This is a genomic window from Otariodibacter sp. (assembly GCF_029256985.1).
In the GTDB taxonomy this organism is placed as follows: Bacteria; Pseudomonadota; Gammaproteobacteria; order Enterobacterales; family Pasteurellaceae; genus Otariodibacter.
The window spans coordinates 1-17,014 of record NZ_JARIDQ010000009.1 but is presented as its reverse complement, the minus strand read 5'-3'; the positions used below and the strand labels follow the sequence as shown (position 1 = coordinate 17,014).

Sequence of the window (17,014 nt, the reverse complement as noted above, 5' to 3'; positions counted from 1 at the left end):
CGTCAGTAATGATGGAGCAACAATTGGGGGTGCCGCATATGTAAGGACAGAAAATGGTCAAATTGGCATTGATAAAGCTATGCTATGGCGAGGCGATGATTATTCTGTTTTAGTTGATATGCATCCCACAAAAGAAATACTAGATAAACTGGAATTAACAAAGGAAAATATCAATTCATGGGGTTTTAGTGATCAAATTGGTTCCGAAATTGTAGCAATGGATGGTCTTAGTAAAGTATTTGGAGGGAATCTTTTTTTTAGTCGAGAATCAACAACTGGAAATCTTAATAGAGAAGTGATACCTGTTGCTTGGTTAGCAGATTCAAAAGAAAAAATAATAGTATTGCCCGCAGCCAGTGATTTTGAAAATTTTAATGGAAAAGCCTTTGGTGAAGTTTTCACTCTAAGTCGCGATGGTAAAGTAATCGGTGGAGATTCATACGATAAAGAAGGGTTACTAAAAGCAACAATATGGTCAGGTGAAAAATTTAATACCGCAACGGTATTAGATCATGGTGGATTCAAATCAGGTGTTGTAGCATTCTTAAATGAAAAGGGCGATATAGCAATAGGTGAGGTATCTAATAAAAACTTTGCTGATGAGGACTATGTAGAAAACACTCGAACTGTTGTTTGGAAGATCAAAACAACAAATGAAGATGAATCAAAAGAAAAAACAGAATCAAAGGTAACAGTTCCACCGAGTGATGATTTAGAGAATACCGCAGAAGCTGGGGAAACAACATCATCTAGTGAAGGAACCAACAACTTATCGACTGATAATACCCCATCTGTTGACAACAACTCATCATCCATTGATAACAACTTATCTGTTGACAACAGTAATGAAAATGCAAATATCAATAACTCTGCAAATACTGATAATGGTAAGAATACCGTTAATGATGGGTCAAGGGAGAGTATAACCTCAGTAATGGTAGATATTGAACGAACAAAACAATCGATGGCTCAAATTGGCTCAGATGCAATACTTATCGCAAATACTCAACGTATTGGCTTAGAAAGAATGTTAAATCATTGTCATATTAATGGAACAGGGCTATGTTACAGTTTAACAACCGATTTTTATTCTGCTTCCAAAGAAAAACGTGATCGTTCTTTTGCAGGCTCCATCGGTGTTGGCGTAAATGATTATGTTGGATTTGGCTTAACAGTAGATCATAGCCTTAAACGTGATTTACCAAAAACACATAAACGTATTAAAACCAATGACGGAGTAGGATTCCATCTGCAATTTAACTACCCCGTTGAAAATGGTCATTATTTCTTAGATTCAAGTATCGCATTTAACAATTATAAAATGGAAGTTAAACGTGCTGAACAAGCAAATACAGAAGTAGGCACTGGTAAAGTAAAAATGCACGGATATGCTTGGAAATCCATGCTAGGTCGTACAATGAATTACAATGGATATGATTTAATGTTATCAACAGGTATCCAACATATCAAACTGACCCGTAACTCATACACCGAAACTAATGTTGAATTCCCTATAACTTATGATGAATTAAATTATAAAGACACTAGTTGGGTTACAGAATTCAATGGTAAAAAAGATTTTACTCCACATATATTTGGTTTTTCTGGAGCAAAATTTGAATATTTGTTAAGTAGAAAAGAAACAACATTCAATGCAAAAGCTGACTATATTGGAAACGTATCTTTAACGCAGGATAAACGTAAAGCAAGTGGAGAAATTTCCATCGGATTAGGGTATCGAATTCTACCCGAAATTGAACAAGCACCAAGTTTAGCCATTACCATATCTCCATATGTCGCACGTGATCATTATGGTAAAACCCGTTTTGGAGGACGTATTGGGTTATCTGGACGTTTCTAATAAATAACGAGTTGAGTTAATCACATATTCAAATATTTGCGGTAATCAAGAATAAAAATAAGGACAGAACATAATACTGTCCTTATTTTTTATAAATAAAAGAAACTAAGCAAGATACTAATCATTATACAATGCCATATATAACTTGTTTTCAAATTGAGTTAAAGGATTTCTATTCGCACTTTTTTCAGGATTTGATGAAGTTGCATATCCATTCACTAATTGAACAAAGACAATGCGTTCGCCTCGTTTATTTTTCATCATCCCCGCTAAATTATAAACACCCTTTAATGATCCAGTTTTAGCGATCATATTTTTAGCTAAAGGAGCTTTCGCTACTGACTCACGATTTGACATTGTGCCATCTACGCCAGCAATCGGTAATGTTTCAAGCAAATGTAATTTTTGATCGTTTTTAGCGATATACTCTACTGCACTTAATAACGCTCCCGCACTTATTTGATTGTGGCGAGATAAACCAGAACCATCAACTAACGTGCTATTTTTTAATGCGACTTTAGCTTGGTTAATCAACACATTATGCACGGCTTGGCTCGCTAATGGGAAGCTTGCTGGTCGATGGTATTGCTGATTAGCTACTGTTCTAAATAAAGTATCAGCAATTTGATTGTCTGATGTTTTCATCATTGTCTTTAACAATTCAGATAAAGGTGCAGAATAATGAACCGCCAGTTGTTTCCCTTGTTGTGGACGATTCGCTACTTGTGCTTGTCCTGAGAATTGAATACCTGCTTTGACTAAATCAGCCCTTAATAAATTTACACCGTATCCCGTTGGATCTTGGATTGCAAAATTTAAGCTAAAAGGCTTACTTTGTCTTGCTAAACAACCTTTTATATAGTATCGATTATTCTCGCCCATATCTGCATCCAACTGGCAATAACTTGCATCACTCTTATCTGCAACGTAGGCATAGCTAATAACTTGCACAGGCAATGAATTTGGTACGCTTACTTTAATTGGTTTGCCAACCGCTTGATTGGCATCGAGGTTGGCATAAAAACAGTTATGATCAATATTGACCGCAGCAGCAGGGGCGCTAAAGCAAATACTTAAGTCATTCCACACCCAACCCGGTGCTTTATCATGGCTCGCAAAAACAGAAGTATCTAAAATTAAGTTACCTTGAATCTTATTAATTCCTTGCTGTTTTAATTGAGTAACGAGTTGATTTAACTCTTGACGCGTCAAAGTTGGATCGCCAGTAAAACGAGCGATAAGATCGCCATTCAATACACCATTTTTTATGGTTCCACGACTGAGCAATGATGTTTCAAAACGGAAGTTTTCGGGTAAAGTAAGACGGCTCGCCAATGAGGTGAATATTTTTTGAGTACTTGCTGGCAACATAAAAGTCTGGCTTTGATGTTCAGCAATAACTTGTTGGGTATCGATATTTTTCGCAATAAACCCTATTGTAGTGCCTTCTGGTAAGAGAGCTAATAAGCTATCTACATTAACCTTTGCATAGCTGAAAGTTGAAAGACTAAGACCAATCCCAATATATAGGGAACGTAGTTTGTATAAAGATGAAATCATAATGGTAGTTGATATTTTTTGAAAGAAAATGAATAATACGGTTTTAATAATCGTTCGTAAATACAAAACTATTGATATTTTGCTAAAACTTTGCTCTTCTTTTGCATGGTTTTGCAACCATTTACTAACACACATTGAAAAGGAATAAAAACAATGCAACAAATTCCAATGACTGTTCGTGGTGCAGAATTACTTCGAGAAGAACTCGATTTTCTAAAAAATACTCGTCGTCCTGAAATTATTAAAGCGATTGCAGAAGCACGTGAGCATGGCGATTTAAAAGAAAATGCTGAATACCACGCAGCTCGTGAGCAACAAGGTTTCTGTGAAGGTCGTATTCAAGAAATTGAAGGCAAATTAGGAAATGCTCAAATCATTGATGTTACCAAAATGCCAAATACAGGTAAAGTAATATTTGGTACAACCGTCACTTTAGTCAATACAGATACTGATGAAGAAGTAACTTACCGTATTGTTGGTGATGATGAGGCTGATATCAAAGAAGGTCGCATTTCTGTTAATTCTCCAATTGCACGAGGATTAATCGGAAAAGAACTTGATGATACCGTTAATATCAAAACCCCCGGTGGTAATGTAGAATTTGATATTATTGAAGTTCAATATATCTAATCACACATTTATAAATCATTCTGTCTGTACCCGAAAATTTAGTATTCACCTAACTGATTAAGGTACAGACTTTTTAAATCTTAAAATTTAGTTACAAACTCCCTAAAATTAAATAGGGTAATTGCCATTTTAATTTCTATTCTAGAAATGACGTAGCTACATTAGATAGCTACATTACATAATAATTATATTACATAGTCACACATGTTTATTATTCTTCTATTCACTTAACTTGACTACGCTAAGACAGCCACTCAAGTCTAGTTAGGTTTCTATATAAAATAGAATTAAGGAGTCAAATTCTATGATGATAGATAAACGTCTTATAAATACAGTGCCTGATAGTAAAAAATGGATTGCTATCAATGTGCTATGGAATTGGATAGCGCTGGTAGGCAGTATCATTAGTGCCATTGTATTTGCTCTATGCCTACAATTAGCCTTTAATCACGAACTTTCCATATTCACCTCAATACTATTTTTAATCATTTTATTACTTAGCCTTGGCTTACGTGCTTTTGCAGGGAAACAAGCTGTTCAAGCATCCTATAAAGCAAGTACACAAGTAAAACATCAACTTCGTACTTTGATTTATCAAAAAATTTCTTCAATGCCACTCAACCAAGTGAATCAACAATCGACTTCCTCTATTATTCAAGTCGCATCTGAAGGGGTTGAACAACTAGAGATTTATTTTGGGCGTTATTTACCTCAGCTTTTTTATAGCTTACTCGCACCCTTAACATTATTTGCTTTCCTCTTTTTCTTTAATGCCTCAACAGCGTTAATCTTATTGGTGTGTGTGCCGTTAATTCCGATGTCGATTATTGCGGTAAATAAAATCGCTAAACGCTTATTAAAGAAATATTGGACAATCTATGTGGGGTTAGGTAGCAGTTTTTTAGATAACCTACAAGGGCTAATCACCTTAAAAATCTATCAAGATGATGCTTATAAAGCAAAACAGATGGATATTGAGGCAGAAAACTTCCGTACCATTACGATGAAAGTTCTTACGATGCAATTAAATTCCGTATCAATTATGGATTTACTTGCTTATGGAGGTGCTGCAGTCGGGATTATTACTGCATTGATACAATTCCAAGCGGATAATTTAACTATCTTTGGCGTAATTTTATTTATCTTACTTTCCTCTGAATTCTTTATTCCTTTACGCTTACTGGGTTCATTTTTCCACGTTGCAATGAATGGTAAGGCTGCATCAGATAAGATATTTGCTCTAATTGATACGCCAATTGAAGAGAGTTCGAATACTACTGATTTTGTCGATACTGATGATGTTACTATCGATATCGACAAACTTCATTTTGCATACTCCCCAGAAAAGACAGCTATCAATGGATTAAATATTCGTATCCAACCAAAACAATTAACTGTCTTTGTGGGTAAAAGTGGTTCAGGAAAATCAACTTTAGTTTCGTTGTTAATGGGATTCTACCAAGCACAACAAGGACGGATCCTATTTAATCAACAAGAGCAATCAGAAATTAATCGCCACTCTTTCTATCAAAAAGTATCGTTAGTTAGCCATAGTAGCTATATTTTCAAGGGTTCATTACGAGAAAATATGCTGATGGCAAATCTCAATGCAAGCGATGAACAAATTTACCAAGTGTTAGCTCAAGTGAATTTAGACAACTTTGTGCGTGAGAATGGTGGATTAGATATGATACTGTTAAGCCGAGGCAGTAATTTATCTGGTGGTCAAATTCAACGTTTAGCCTTAGCAAGAGCATTACTACACAATGCACAAGTTTATATTTTTGATGAAGCAACCAGTAATATTGATGTAGAAAGTGAAGAAATTATTCTGAATTTTATCCAGCAATTAAAAGCTGAAAAAACAATTATTATGATTTCACACCGTCTTGCAAATGCTATTCAAGCGGATCAAATTTATGTGCTAGATAAAGGGCAATTAGCTGAACAGGGTAATCATATTCAATTAATGGATAAAAATGGACTTTATGCTGAGATGTTTAATCAACAAAAAAATCTGGAAAATATCAGGCTAGGGGGTAACCATGCGTAAAAATGGTTTTATAATTATGTGGCAGTTAATGAAGTTGGTCACTCCCCTTGCCCATATTATGACGTTTACTATTATTATGGGCGTGCTAGGTTTTCTTTCTGCGATATTTATTATTGTGTTTGGTGCAATGGGTTTAATTAACCTTGTCGATATTCCAACACATTTCACTTTTTCAACAATATTAACCCTGCTTATTGTACTTGCATTTGCTCGAGGTATTTTACGTTATCTTGAACAGATGTCTGGGCATTACATAGCCTTTAAACTACTTGCATTATTGCGTGATAAGGTCTTTTCTGCGTTACGAAAACTGGCTTTTGTGAAATTACAAGGCAAGCAATCGGGGCAATTATTATCTTTAGTTACCAACGATATTGAATTACTTGAAGTCTTTTACGCGCATACCATCGCACCTGTGATGATTGCTATTTTAACTTCAATCATCCTTTTATTTGTTTTTGCCCATATTTCTATATGGTTCACTTTAGTCGCCCTACTGGCTTATATCACCATTGGCTTTATCTTACCAATAATTACCACAAAAATGGCACGTGAAAGCGGACGCCAATATCGTGATTTAGTGGGTGAAATGAATGATTATTTCCTTGATAGTATTAGAGGGATGAAAGAGATCCAATTATTTGGCAATGAAGAGGAACGTTTAAAAGAAATCAACCAACGCAGTCAAAATATTGATAAAGCTTTCTTAGCCATTAAAAATCAGGAAGGAAAAGTTCGTTCTTATACTGAATTTGCCGTGTCAATTTTCAATATTCTCATTTTATTTGTGGGCTTGATCCTTTTTACTTATGAACAAATTAGCTTCTCTGGATTATTAATTGCGGTGATTTTATTGATGTCGAGCTATGGACCAGTTATAGCCTTAAGCAACCTCTCAAATAATTTACTGCAAACCTTAGCCAGTGGCGAACGAGTGCTTGCTCTACTTGCTGAAGAACCTAATTTAGAAGATGTAGAAAATGGTAAAAATCTGGAAAATATTGAACGTATTCAGGTTGAAAATGTTGATTTCGCCTATGAAAACGAACAGATTTTATCTAACTTGTCATTTTCATTAAATAAAGGACAAATCTTAGGAATTCATGGTCGTAGTGGAAGTGGTAAAAGTACTTTACTTAAATTATTAATGCGATTCTATGATCCTCAGAACGGTAAGATCGAAATTAATGGTATAGATTTAACTCAAATTAATACCCATAACCTACGTGATAGCATGGCTTACATTACTCAACAAACCTATATTTTCAATGAAAGTATTTACGAAAATATTGTGATGGCAAATCGTCAAGCAACTAAAGAACAAGTGATTGAAGCTGCGAAAAAAGCCTCTATTCATGACTTTATTATGAGCTTACCTGAAGGCTATGACACTAAAGTCACCGAGCTAGGAAATAGCTTATCTGATGGTGAAAAACAAAGAGTTGGTATCGCTCGTGCATTTTTACATAATGCGCCTATCATTTTACTGGATGAACCAACCAGTAATTTAGATAGTTTGAATGAAGCCATTATTCTCCAATCATTACTAAAAGAAAAATCAAACAAACTGATTATTTTGGTAAGTCATAGGGAATCGACTATGTCTATTTGCGATCAAGTGATCCATATCGCAAATGGGAGAATGTCTTAAGCGGTTAGTTACCTTAATTAATATGCAAAAAGAAAAGGACTGAAGACGATACAATATCGAATTCAGTCCTTTATTTTTTATGTGTTAAATCAAGTGTTATACAGATTATATAATTCTACTAATTACTCTTTTCTAAGCGTAACTTTTCAATCTCTTTGGTGAATTCTTCAATATCATCAAAGCTCATATAAACAGAAGCAAATCGGATATAGGCAACTTTATCTAATTCTTTTAATGCCTCAAGTACGAGTTTACCAATAAGATGGCTCGGCACTTCTCTTTCACCTAATCCTTGCAAGCGAATGATAATTTGCTTAATTGCTTTGTCTAAATCATCTGCACTAACAGGGCGTTTTTCTAATGCTCGCACCATGCCTTGACGCAATTTTTGCTCATCAAAAGCTTCTCGATTACCATTGCTTTTTATAATATGAGGAATTTGTAATTCAACAGTTTCAAAGGTAGTAAAACGTTCCTTACATTGATTACACTCACGACGTCGGCGAATTTCATATCCATCAGCGGCAACACGAGAATCAATTACCTTGGTATCTTCTGCATGACAAAATGGACAACGCATTATGATTGCTCCTTTTGTTGTGCAATATTTTGCTCAACAAATTGTTTATGTAGATTCTCTACTGGTGGAGGCATTTGTAGATAAAAACCCTTAGTTTGAATTTGTTGCAAAACTTCTTGATTATCTGCCCGCTTAAGAGTTTTATTTCCATTTAAATTAAACAACATCACAAATTGAAGTTTACCAAATTGTTGCAATAACTCTTCTGGTACTGATTCAAATTGATCACGTTTTTCCATATATAAATACATTTCTTCTTTTTTACTGCTTTTATAAATTGCGCATAGCATAATTAATACCCATCATCATAACTTATTTGGCTTTCATAATTATCAAATCGAGAATACTGCCCTTTAAATGCCAAACGGACTCTACCAATTGGGCCATTACGTTGCTTACCTATAATAATTTCTGCCATTCCTTTTGATTCCGAATTATCGTTATACACTTCATCTCGATAAATAAACATAATTAAATCGGCATCTTGCTCAATGGATCCTGATTCACGTAAGTCGGAATTAACTGGACGTTTGTCTGCTCGTTGTTCTAGGCTTCGGTTTAACTGCGATAATGCCACCACAGGCACTTCTAATTCTTTTGCCAATGCCTTTAATGAACGAGAGATTTCAGCAATTTCTAATGTTCGATTATCACTGAATCCCGGAGCTCGCATTAACTGTAAATAATCGACCATAATTAAGCTCAATCCGCCATTTTCACGATAAATTCGTCTAGCACGAGAACGTAATTCTGTTGGAGTTAAGCCTGAACTGTCATCAATATAGATATTATGCCGTTCTTGTAGCTGTGCCATACTGGTCGAGATTTTGCTCCAGTCTTCATCATCTTGAGCTAATTGCCCTGTTCTAATTTTGGTTTGATCGACTCGAGATAATGAAGCCAACATACGCATCATAATTTGATCGGCTGGCATCTCTAAACTAAAAATAAGCACTGGTTTATTAGGAACTTTTGTTTTATTACCATTTTCATCAAGAACAATTTTGTCACCTAGTGCTGCATTTTCACAAAGGTTCATTGCAAAAGTGGTTTTACCCATTGATGGACGTGCTGCAACAATAATTAAATCTGAAGCTTGTAATCCTGCTGTTTTACGATCTAAATCGGTAAATCCAGTCGAAAGTCCAGTTACCCCATTCCCATCTAATTTGCTCAATGCCTCAATACGATCAAGTGTTTTAAGTAAGATAGAGTCAATTTTTTTGGGGCCTTCTTCATTAGAAGTTCGCTTTTCTGCAATATGGAAAACGGAACGTTCAGATTCATCTAAAACATCTTTAATGGATAAGCCTTTTGATTGATAACCCATTTCCGCAATTTTATGCCCTGCTGCAATAAGCTCCCGACGGATTGCTCGCTCACTAATAATTTCAGCGTAGGTTAAAACATTCGCTGCACTTGGCGTGTTTTTGGAAAGCTCCGCCAAATAAGCAAAACCACCCACATCTTTAATCACACCACGATTAGAGAGTTCTTGATCTAAGGTGATAATATCAATAGGTTGATTGTTTGATGCCAAACGTAACATCTCTTCGAAAATCAAGCGATGCGCAAAATGGTAAAAATCTGATGGCTGAACTCTTTCAGAAACATTATCCCATTGTTCATTATTGATTAAGACCGCACCTAATACTGCCTGCTCAGCTTCAGTAGAATGTGGAGCAGTATTAATTTCTTCTATCTCTTTATCAACGGTTCTTTCGGTTTTTTTAGATTTTATCTTTACCATTTTTGTCCTCCATTCAACACAAGCGATAAGTTTAATTCAAATATTTGCAAATTTAAATTGTTAAAATTTATCCCAAATTGGCTTACAATCTTGTGGTAAATTAAGATTCTTACCTAATTCAATCCAACCAGCTGGATAATGAAAATCTGAACCTGCCGAAGCATATAATTCAAATTCATTTGCCCAACGAGCTAATAATTGACGTTGATCTGGAGATTGTCCACATCCTGCCACTTCAATGCCATCCCCCCCTGCTTCTTTAAAAGCACTAATCAAGCGACGGATCCAACGTGCTGTGAGCTTATAACGTAATGGATGTGCTACACAAATCACACCTCCCGCTTGGTGTGTTGCAGTAATTGCTTCTTCTAAAGAGCACCATTCAGGTTTCACGTAAGCTGATTTGCCAATACCTAAATAACGTTTAAAGGCTTGCTCATCATTACGAACGTAACCTTGAGAAACTAAGAAACGTGCATAATGCGCTCGAGTTACTTCTCCGCTCGCAAGAGCTTTTGCACCTTCATAAGCATTAGCAACTCCCGCTTTTGCTAATTTTTCTCCAATTAACTCTGCTCGTCGTTGTCGAAGATCAGCTTGGCTTTGCATTAATTTGAGTAAATCTTCATTATTTTCATCAACATTTAAGGCAGCAAGATGAATACTTTTTCCTTCCCATAAAATAGAGATTTCTACCCCAGAAATAAATTCTATTGGTTGTGTTTGAGCAAAACGTTTTGCTTCTTCAATACCCGCTAATGTATCGTGATCGGTTAATGCGAGCATCTCAATATTAAATTCGACAGCGCGCTCAACTAATTGGGCTGGCGTAAGCATCCCATCTGAAGCGGTACTATGGCTATGTAGATCTCTAATCATGAAATAATTCTATAATGGGAAATAAAAGACAAAGCCACGGTATATAAAACTACACACCGTGGCAACGGATAAAAATGAAAAGTAGTTAACTTGCTTTTTCACAAGATTTTACAGAAGCAGACCAATCTGCACCTGATTCAATTTTATATTTCTCAGCAAAATTATCCATATTTAAAGCAAATGAAACATTTAATAAGCTATTAAGGTACATTAGAGGACGGCCTTCTTCTACTTCACCAAAACTACTCTTATATGGCATTGCTCCACTATAAAGAACTTTAGTTTGCTCACCAACTTTTTGACTAATTTCGACACATACTCGAGTATCAGGTTTAATATCAGACTGTTCAAGTAATGAATCACTAATATTCGTCCAAATATTTCCATATTGAATGTCTAATACAGGAATATTACCTTTTAGTGTTCCCTCTTCCAATACTGGCTTTTGGTAGTCTATTGTTATCACTTGTGGGGGTAATTCATTCCCTACCTCTTCAAAACTTATTGTGCCAGAAGCAAGTCTTGCTCCGGTATAAGCATAAACATCACGTCCGTGAAATGTATATGATTTTTCCGAACCCGGTAAACGATTTTTAGTTTCATCAATTTCACGAATAGAATCTATTCCTAAATTTTCCGCAACTAAAGTTAAAGTGCCATTATCAGGAGTAACAAAGTAGTGACCTGTTTTTGTTTTTAATACGACTGATTTACGATCTGTTCCAACCCCCGGATCAACCACACTGACAAATACTGTACCCTTCGGCCAATAGGTTGCAGTTTGAAACAAACGATAAGAAGCTTCCCAAATGTTATACGGTGGTATTTCATGTGTTAGATTGAACATTTTTAGATCACGATCAACCCCAAATGCCACACCTTGCATTGCAGAAACAGCTCCATCTTGCAAGCTAAAATCTGTTTGTAACACTAACGCATTTTTTTGTGTTTTTTGTTCAATTTGTTGTGTATTTTTTCCTTTTTTTACATCTGATTGTGTAGACTGAGTCAGCTCTGTTGCTGCAAATGTTATTGTAGAAAAGCTAGCGATAATAACTGCCAAAAGTTTTTTATTCATTAATTATCCTTATTATGTTGTGTAAGCATTAAAATTTTTCTAATCAGTATATATACAGTATAAAAATTGTCTAGATGCTCTCTCTATTATCTCTATTATTTTTTACCTAGTAATGCGTTTAATTCTTTAAATTTTTCTTCCTTACTAACAGCTTGTTCTGCCACCTTATTTAGTTCAGTCAATAAAGCATCCGATTGAGAATTTGAGGAATAATCGAGTATTTGTCCTTCCGATAAACTTTCGGCATAAATAGTTAATTCTTCTAATAATGCACATTTTTCTTCGTTATCATGAAACTCTTGGAAAAGTTTATCCATAGATTGATTAAAGCTCTCCGCTTTTTCATCAATTTGCTGATAACAATATTTCTGCCAACGAATTTGTTCTGAACGTGAAAGTGTTTCTGGATAGTGTCTTGCTCGATAATTAAATAGTAATTTTTCTACACGAGGATCGGCAAATTTCAGCCCATGATTCGCCAACTCTTGTGGTTCTAAAGTGCGTAAAATTGCCATATTATTTTTATCTGCTGGTGAGAAAAAACCAGAATACAATGTCGTTTCAACATTATTTGATTCCGCAAATGTACGTGTTTCACTAAATATTTCAGTCACTTTCTCTCGAATCATGCTCTTCTGTGTTTTTAATTTTTTCAAATTCGCTAAACACTGTTCTCGATCAATGCCCAATCGTTCCGCTGTTTGAGGCAATAAGGTTTTGGCTGGGGCTAAAATTGGACATTTATTAATATGCACCAACTTTAATGGCACTGAACTCAATCCATTTTGTTCTAATTCTTCTTTTTTGGTATAGAGTCGTTGTTTTAACACTTCTGCCGATTCAGTCAGCAAGTCATCTATATTGCCCGCTAAATCGCACACAATTACTGCATTTTTATTTTCGGGATGCCATGCAAGCGGTACGATCCAAGTGGTATTTCCCCGATAATTACCTAGCATTCCAGAAACATGAACAAGAGGTGTCATTTCACCCGTATCAATCATTGCTTCAAGTTCTTTTTTGCCGCGATTTTCAAAGAAAAAGTTGAATAATTTTGGTTGTTTTTCTTTGATTAATTTTGCCATCGCAATGGTTGCATACACATCCGCCATCGCATCGTGAGCATTTTCGTGAGCGATGCCATTTGCCTTGGTTAAATTTTCCAGTTTAAAACTGGGCATCCCCTCATCATCAAATGCCCATTCAATCCCTTCTGGACGCAGTGCATAACAAGCTCGCACGACATCAAGCAGATCCCAGCGTGAATTACCATTTTTATAACTATATTCATAAGGATCAAAGAAATTACGGAAAAAAGTATAACGTGTCATTTCGTCATCATAACGAATGCTGTTATAACCCATAATACAGGTATTCGGTTGAGAAAATTCAGCATGAATACGAGCCGCAAATTCAGGCTCAGAAACACCTTCTTTATTACAAAGCTGAGGGGTAATACCCGTAACCATCACTGCCTCTGGTGAAGGTAAATAATCAGGAGTTTGTTTGCAATAGAACATCACAGGTTCGCCGATAATATTAAAATCACTATCGGTACGAATCCCTGCAAACTGTGCAGGACGGTCTGAAGCGGGGTTGATCCCAAAACTTTCGTAATCGTAAATAAAGAAGGTTGGCTTATTCATTGGTTATATTATGGAGTATAAATAAGCTCAATTGTAGCATATTAGAGATTATAGATGATGAGTATGTTTAATTTTTGTCAATAAACTCTCGCAACATTTATCTAATAAAGCGTAAGTTTCATCAAAATCACCGGTGTACCACGGATCGGGAATATGATCATGCGGTAAATCAGAACGCAGTGTGGTAATTTGAAATAATTTGTCTGGGGATTTTCCAAAAAGTTTTTCTAAATCACTTAAATTGCTATTATCCATCGCAATAATATAATCAAACTGATCCCAATCTGATTTTTTGATAGGACGACTGCTAAACCCTTTGTTATCAATTTGATGTTGAGCTAATACTTTGGCTGTGCCACGGTGCATATCTTCCCCTTCATGCCAACCTGCCGTACCAGCACTATCAGTAAAAATGAGGTTATCTAAATGCGCTTGTTTAATTTTTTCTCGCATCACATACTCTGCCATTGGTGAACGACAAATATTGCCTAAACAGACAAATAAGATATTAATTTGTGGTTTCATATTTCCTCGAAAAATCGTATTACATAAAGTAAACAAGCGGTCACTTCCGATAAATATTTTGCAATATTTTTGTAGAAAGTGACCGCTTATCATTCACGTTAAAACTTAAATAAAGATGTTACGCTTTACGCCAAGTCGTACCATTTGGACCATCTTCTAAAATAATGCCCATTTCGGTTAATTTATTACGCGCTTCATCAGCAACTGCCCAATTTTTGCTTGCACGAGCATCATTACGCTGTTTGATTAGCGCTTCGATTTCTGCTACTTCATCATTATTCGCATCGCCTTGTAAAAAGACTTCTGGATCTTGTTCAAGTAAACCTAATACGCCCGCAAGTTGTTTTAGACGAGATGCTAATTTATCTGCTTCTGCTTGATTTTCAGCTTTGAGTTTATTGATTTCTCTCGCTAATTCAAATAAAACAGCTAATGCACCCGGAGTGTTAAAGTCATCATTCATTGATTCTTTAAAACTCTCAACATATTGATCATCTTCTGGCAATGAAATATCTGTTTGGCAGCCTCTTAACGCGGTATATAAACGCTCTAATGCTTTACGAGCCAAGCCAATATTTTCTTCACTGTAATCTAATAAACTACGATATTGTGCCGTTAAAAAGAAATAGCGTACACTTTCGCTATCATATTTGCTTAGAATATCCCGAATGGTGAAGAAATTGTTTAACGATTTCGACATTTTCTCTTCGTTAATCGTTAGCATTCCTGTATGTAACCAGTAATTCACATAATCATCACCATGGGCACAACAAGATTGTGCGATTTCATTTTCATGGTGAGGGAACATTAAATCTGAACCGCCACCATGAATATCAAAGTGATTACCAAGTTCTTTGCTGTTCATTGCAGAACATTCGATATGCCAACCCGGGCGGCCTTTCCCCCAAGGTGAATCCCAGCTTGGTTCATTCTCTTTAGACATCTTCCATAACACGAAATCCATTGGATTACGTTTTACGCTTTTAATTTCAATTCTCGCTCCAGCTTGAAGCTGTTCTAAATTCTGACGAGAAAGCAATCCATATTTTGAGAAGGTATCAACTTGGAACATCACATCGCCATCTTCTGCCACATACGCATTACCATTTTTGATTAGCGTTTCAACTAACTCAATAATTTCAGCAATATGTTGCGTTGCTCTTGGTTCAACATCTGGACGCAAAATATTCAAGGCGTCAAAATCTTTGTGCATTTCAGCAATCATACGATCTACAAGCTGATCGGTCGTTTCATTATTTTCGATCGCACGTTTGATGATTTTATCATCTACATCCGTAATGTTTCGTACATAGCGAAGGTTATAGCCTAAATAACGTAAATAACGAGTGATTACGTCAAAAGAAACAAAAGTACGCCCATGCCCAAAGTGACAGAGATCATAAACCGTTACTCCACACACATACATACCGACTTGGTTAGGATTGATTGGCTTAAATTCTTCTTTTTCACGTTTTAGGGTATTATAAATTTTGAGCATAGGTCCTCTATATTCATTGCGTTGTAAAAATCGCAACAATATAGCAAATAAGCGGTAAGATTGTGAGATTTTTTTGCAATTTTGGCTAAACTTTTTAATAATACCGCCTTTCTATTTCCCTCTAACTAACAAGGAAACAACATGATTACATTACACACTAATTTTGGTGACATTAAAATTGCATTAAATGCAGAAAAAGCACCTGTTACTGCAGAAAACTTCAAAACTTACTGTCAAGATGGTTTCTATAACAACACAATTTTCCACCGTGTAATTGACGGCTTTATGATTCAAGGTGGCGGTATGGAAGCGGGTATGAAAGAAAAACAAACTCGTGCGCCAATCAAAAATGAAGCAAACAATGGCTTAAGCAACAAACGTGGTACAATCGCTATGGCTCGTACTTCTGATCCACACTCCGCATCAGCTCAATTCTTTATCAATGTTGCAGACAATACATTCTTAGATTTTAAATCAGAAACAATGCAAGGCTGGGGCTACGCTGTGTTTGGTGAAGTGGTTGAAGGTATGGATGTAGTTGATAAAATCAAAGGCGTAAAAACAGGTAACTACGGTTTCCACCAAGATGTACCAAAAGAAGAAGTAATTATTACTTCTGTAACTGTTGAGTAATCAATAAATAGAGTCCTAGACATTATGATCTAGGACTGCTACTTTTCTATTATGTTTCTATTACATCAATTAAGCACTAAAGAAGATAACTAAGATAATAACAGGAATAATAAGCCAATATGCCAAAGGAACCTAATAACCCCATGTATCCTAATATTTTTCATGCAGGATGAATTTTTTTGTTATTTGCCACTCATCCAAAAGCATCTACAGAGTTAACTTGAATTCTACGACCAATTATATTCTCAACTAAAATCATTGGAATACCAATAACAATCATTGCAACGCAGAATAAAAAAACATAAGCTCCACCATTATTTTCTCCAACTAGATAAGGGAATTACCAAGTTGCTCCGAATCCAATTGTTGCACCAGCAACTGTCATTACGTACGCCAGTTGGCTTGACCATGATTGACGTTTTTGTGTTTGAGTGTTTCCCATATTGTGATCCTATAAAAATTTGATGAGACGAACATATCTCCTCATCTTTATGAGAAGATATGTTGTAAGAACATTTAACTTAGTATTAACTAATAATTTGATAAGTTAGCTTAATGCAACTTCTGGGGCAGTATATTCAAGATCAAATGCATCACTCACTCCTTTAAATGTGCATTTACCGTTGTAAGTATTTAATCCTTGAAGAAGAGCTGGATCAGATAAACAAGC

At 35.6% G+C, this 17,014-nt stretch carries 14 protein-coding genes and 1 pseudogene; 5 read left to right on the top strand and 10 right to left on the bottom strand.

Annotation, left to right across the window (positions count from 1 at the left end; genetic code table 11):
• Nucleotides 1-1,861 (top strand): autotransporter outer membrane beta-barrel domain-containing protein (locus Q1J40_RS01190; RefSeq protein WP_301098216.1); only part of this gene is annotated, 1,861 nt, incomplete at its 5' end.
• A gap of 117 nt (nucleotides 1,862-1,978) precedes the next feature.
• On the opposite strand, the gene dacB is transcribed toward Q1J40_RS01190, so the two are convergent.
• Nucleotides 1,979-3,421, bottom strand: coding sequence for a serine-type D-Ala-D-Ala carboxypeptidase (dacB, locus tag Q1J40_RS01185; RefSeq protein ID WP_301098215.1), 1,443 nt, complete (start codon nucleotides 3,419-3,421; stop codon nucleotides 1,979-1,981).
• 153 nt (nucleotides 3,422-3,574) lie between these two features.
• Here dacB and greA point away from each other — a divergent pair, with 153 nt between their 5' ends.
• The 3 genes from greA (at nucleotide 3,575) to Q1J40_RS01170 (ending at nucleotide 7,755) form a co-directional block, all read left to right on the top strand.
• Nucleotides 3,575-4,051, top strand: a complete 477-nt coding sequence (greA, locus tag Q1J40_RS01180; RefSeq protein WP_301098214.1) for a transcription elongation factor GreA — start codon at nucleotides 3,575-3,577, stop codon at nucleotides 4,049-4,051.
• 304 nt (nucleotides 4,052-4,355) lie between these two features.
• Nucleotides 4,356-6,104 carry an ABC transporter ATP-binding protein/permease gene (locus tag Q1J40_RS01175; RefSeq protein WP_301098213.1) on the top strand — a complete coding sequence of 583 codons (1,749 nt, stop codon included), beginning with the start codon at nucleotides 4,356-4,358 and terminating at the stop codon, nucleotides 6,102-6,104.
• On the top strand, nucleotides 6,097-7,755 hold the full coding sequence (locus Q1J40_RS01170; RefSeq protein WP_301098212.1) for an amino acid ABC transporter ATP-binding/permease protein: 1,659 nt from the start codon (nucleotides 6,097-6,099) through the stop codon (nucleotides 7,753-7,755). Before Q1J40_RS01175 ends, Q1J40_RS01170 begins: the two co-directional genes overlap by 8 nt.
• A 118-nt stretch (nucleotides 7,756-7,873) precedes the next feature.
• Here Q1J40_RS01170 and nrdR read toward each other — a convergent pair whose 3' ends face one another.
• The 8 genes from nrdR to cysS form a co-directional block, all read right to left on the bottom strand.
• Complete coding sequence (nrdR, locus tag Q1J40_RS01165; RefSeq protein ID WP_301098211.1) at nucleotides 7,874-8,335, bottom strand: transcriptional regulator NrdR; 462 nt, start codon at nucleotides 8,333-8,335, stop codon at nucleotides 7,874-7,876.
• Nucleotides 8,335-8,625, bottom strand: a complete 291-nt coding sequence (locus Q1J40_RS01160; RefSeq protein ID WP_301098210.1) for a YcgL domain-containing protein — start codon at nucleotides 8,623-8,625, stop codon at nucleotides 8,335-8,337. Before Q1J40_RS01160 ends, nrdR begins: the two co-directional genes overlap by 1 nt.
• Before the next feature lie 2 nt (nucleotides 8,626-8,627).
• Complete coding sequence (gene dnaB / locus Q1J40_RS01155) at nucleotides 8,628-10,085, bottom strand: replicative DNA helicase (RefSeq protein WP_301098209.1); 1,458 nt, start codon at nucleotides 10,083-10,085, stop codon at nucleotides 8,628-8,630.
• 60 nt (nucleotides 10,086-10,145) lie between these two features.
• Entirely contained in the window at nucleotides 10,146-10,964 is an 819-nt protein-coding gene (locus Q1J40_RS01150) for a PHP domain-containing protein (RefSeq protein WP_301098208.1), read from the bottom strand.
• 85 nt (nucleotides 10,965-11,049) lie between these two features.
• A complete protein-coding gene (locus Q1J40_RS01145; protein WP_301098207.1) occupies nucleotides 11,050-12,042 on the bottom strand; it encodes an SAM hydrolase/SAM-dependent halogenase family protein in 993 nt (330 codons plus the stop codon).
• A gap of 95 nt (nucleotides 12,043-12,137) precedes the next feature.
• Entirely contained in the window at nucleotides 12,138-13,688 is a 1,551-nt protein-coding gene (gene sbcB, locus Q1J40_RS01140) for an exodeoxyribonuclease I (protein WP_301098206.1), read from the bottom strand.
• 48 nt (nucleotides 13,689-13,736) lie between these two features.
• On the bottom strand, nucleotides 13,737-14,213 hold the full coding sequence (locus Q1J40_RS01135) for a low molecular weight protein-tyrosine-phosphatase (RefSeq protein WP_301098205.1): 477 nt from the start codon (nucleotides 14,211-14,213) through the stop codon (nucleotides 13,737-13,739).
• Nucleotides 14,214-14,331: 118 nt separating this feature from the next.
• Complete coding sequence (cysS, locus tag Q1J40_RS01130; RefSeq protein ID WP_301098204.1) at nucleotides 14,332-15,711, bottom strand: cysteine--tRNA ligase; 1,380 nt, start codon at nucleotides 15,709-15,711, stop codon at nucleotides 14,332-14,334.
• Between the two features lie 141 nt (nucleotides 15,712-15,852).
• Between cysS and Q1J40_RS01125 the strand changes: the two genes are divergently transcribed.
• Nucleotides 15,853-16,344 (top strand): peptidylprolyl isomerase, encoded by a 492-nt coding sequence (locus tag Q1J40_RS01125; RefSeq protein ID WP_301098203.1) that lies wholly within the window; start codon nucleotides 15,853-15,855, stop codon nucleotides 16,342-16,344.
• Between the two features lie 163 nt (nucleotides 16,345-16,507).
• Here Q1J40_RS01125 and Q1J40_RS01120 read toward each other — a convergent pair.
• A pseudogene (locus tag Q1J40_RS01120) lies at nucleotides 16,508-16,786 on the bottom strand (sodium-dependent transporter); the annotation flags it as partial.
• Nucleotides 16,787-17,014: the final 228 nt, after the last annotated feature.

Excerpts from the sequence above, each read along its gene's own strand:
- Q1J40_RS01160 (WP_301098210.1), bottom strand. The coding sequence starts at position 8,625 with ATGCTATGCGCAATTTATAAAAGCAGTAAAAAAGAAGAAATGTATTTA.
- greA (WP_301098214.1), top strand. The coding sequence starts at position 3,575 with ATGCAACAAATTCCAATGACTGTTCGTGGTGCAGAATTACTTCGAGAA.
- dacB (WP_301098215.1), bottom strand. The coding sequence starts at position 3,421 with ATGATTTCATCTTTATACAAACTACGTTCCCTATATATTGGGATTGGT.
- Q1J40_RS01135 (WP_301098205.1), bottom strand. The coding sequence starts at position 14,213 with ATGAAACCACAAATTAATATCTTATTTGTCTGTTTAGGCAATATTTGT.
- sbcB (WP_301098206.1), bottom strand. The coding sequence starts at position 13,688 with ATGAATAAGCCAACCTTCTTTATTTACGATTACGAAAGTTTTGGGATC.
- Q1J40_RS01145 (WP_301098207.1), bottom strand. The coding sequence starts at position 12,042 with ATGAATAAAAAACTTTTGGCAGTTATTATCGCTAGCTTTTCTACAATA.
- Q1J40_RS01175 (WP_301098213.1), top strand. The coding sequence starts at position 4,356 with ATGATGATAGATAAACGTCTTATAAATACAGTGCCTGATAGTAAAAAA.
- nrdR (WP_301098211.1), bottom strand. The coding sequence starts at position 8,335 with ATGCGTTGTCCATTTTGTCATGCAGAAGATACCAAGGTAATTGATTCT.
- Q1J40_RS01125 (WP_301098203.1), top strand. The coding sequence starts at position 15,853 with ATGATTACATTACACACTAATTTTGGTGACATTAAAATTGCATTAAAT.
- dnaB (WP_301098209.1), bottom strand. The coding sequence starts at position 10,085 with ATGGTAAAGATAAAATCTAAAAAAACCGAAAGAACCGTTGATAAAGAG.
- cysS (WP_301098204.1), bottom strand. The coding sequence starts at position 15,711 with ATGCTCAAAATTTATAATACCCTAAAACGTGAAAAAGAAGAATTTAAG.
- Q1J40_RS01170 (WP_301098212.1), top strand. The coding sequence starts at position 6,097 with ATGCGTAAAAATGGTTTTATAATTATGTGGCAGTTAATGAAGTTGGTC.
- Q1J40_RS01150 (WP_301098208.1), bottom strand. The coding sequence starts at position 10,964 with ATGATTAGAGATCTACATAGCCATAGTACCGCTTCAGATGGGATGCTT.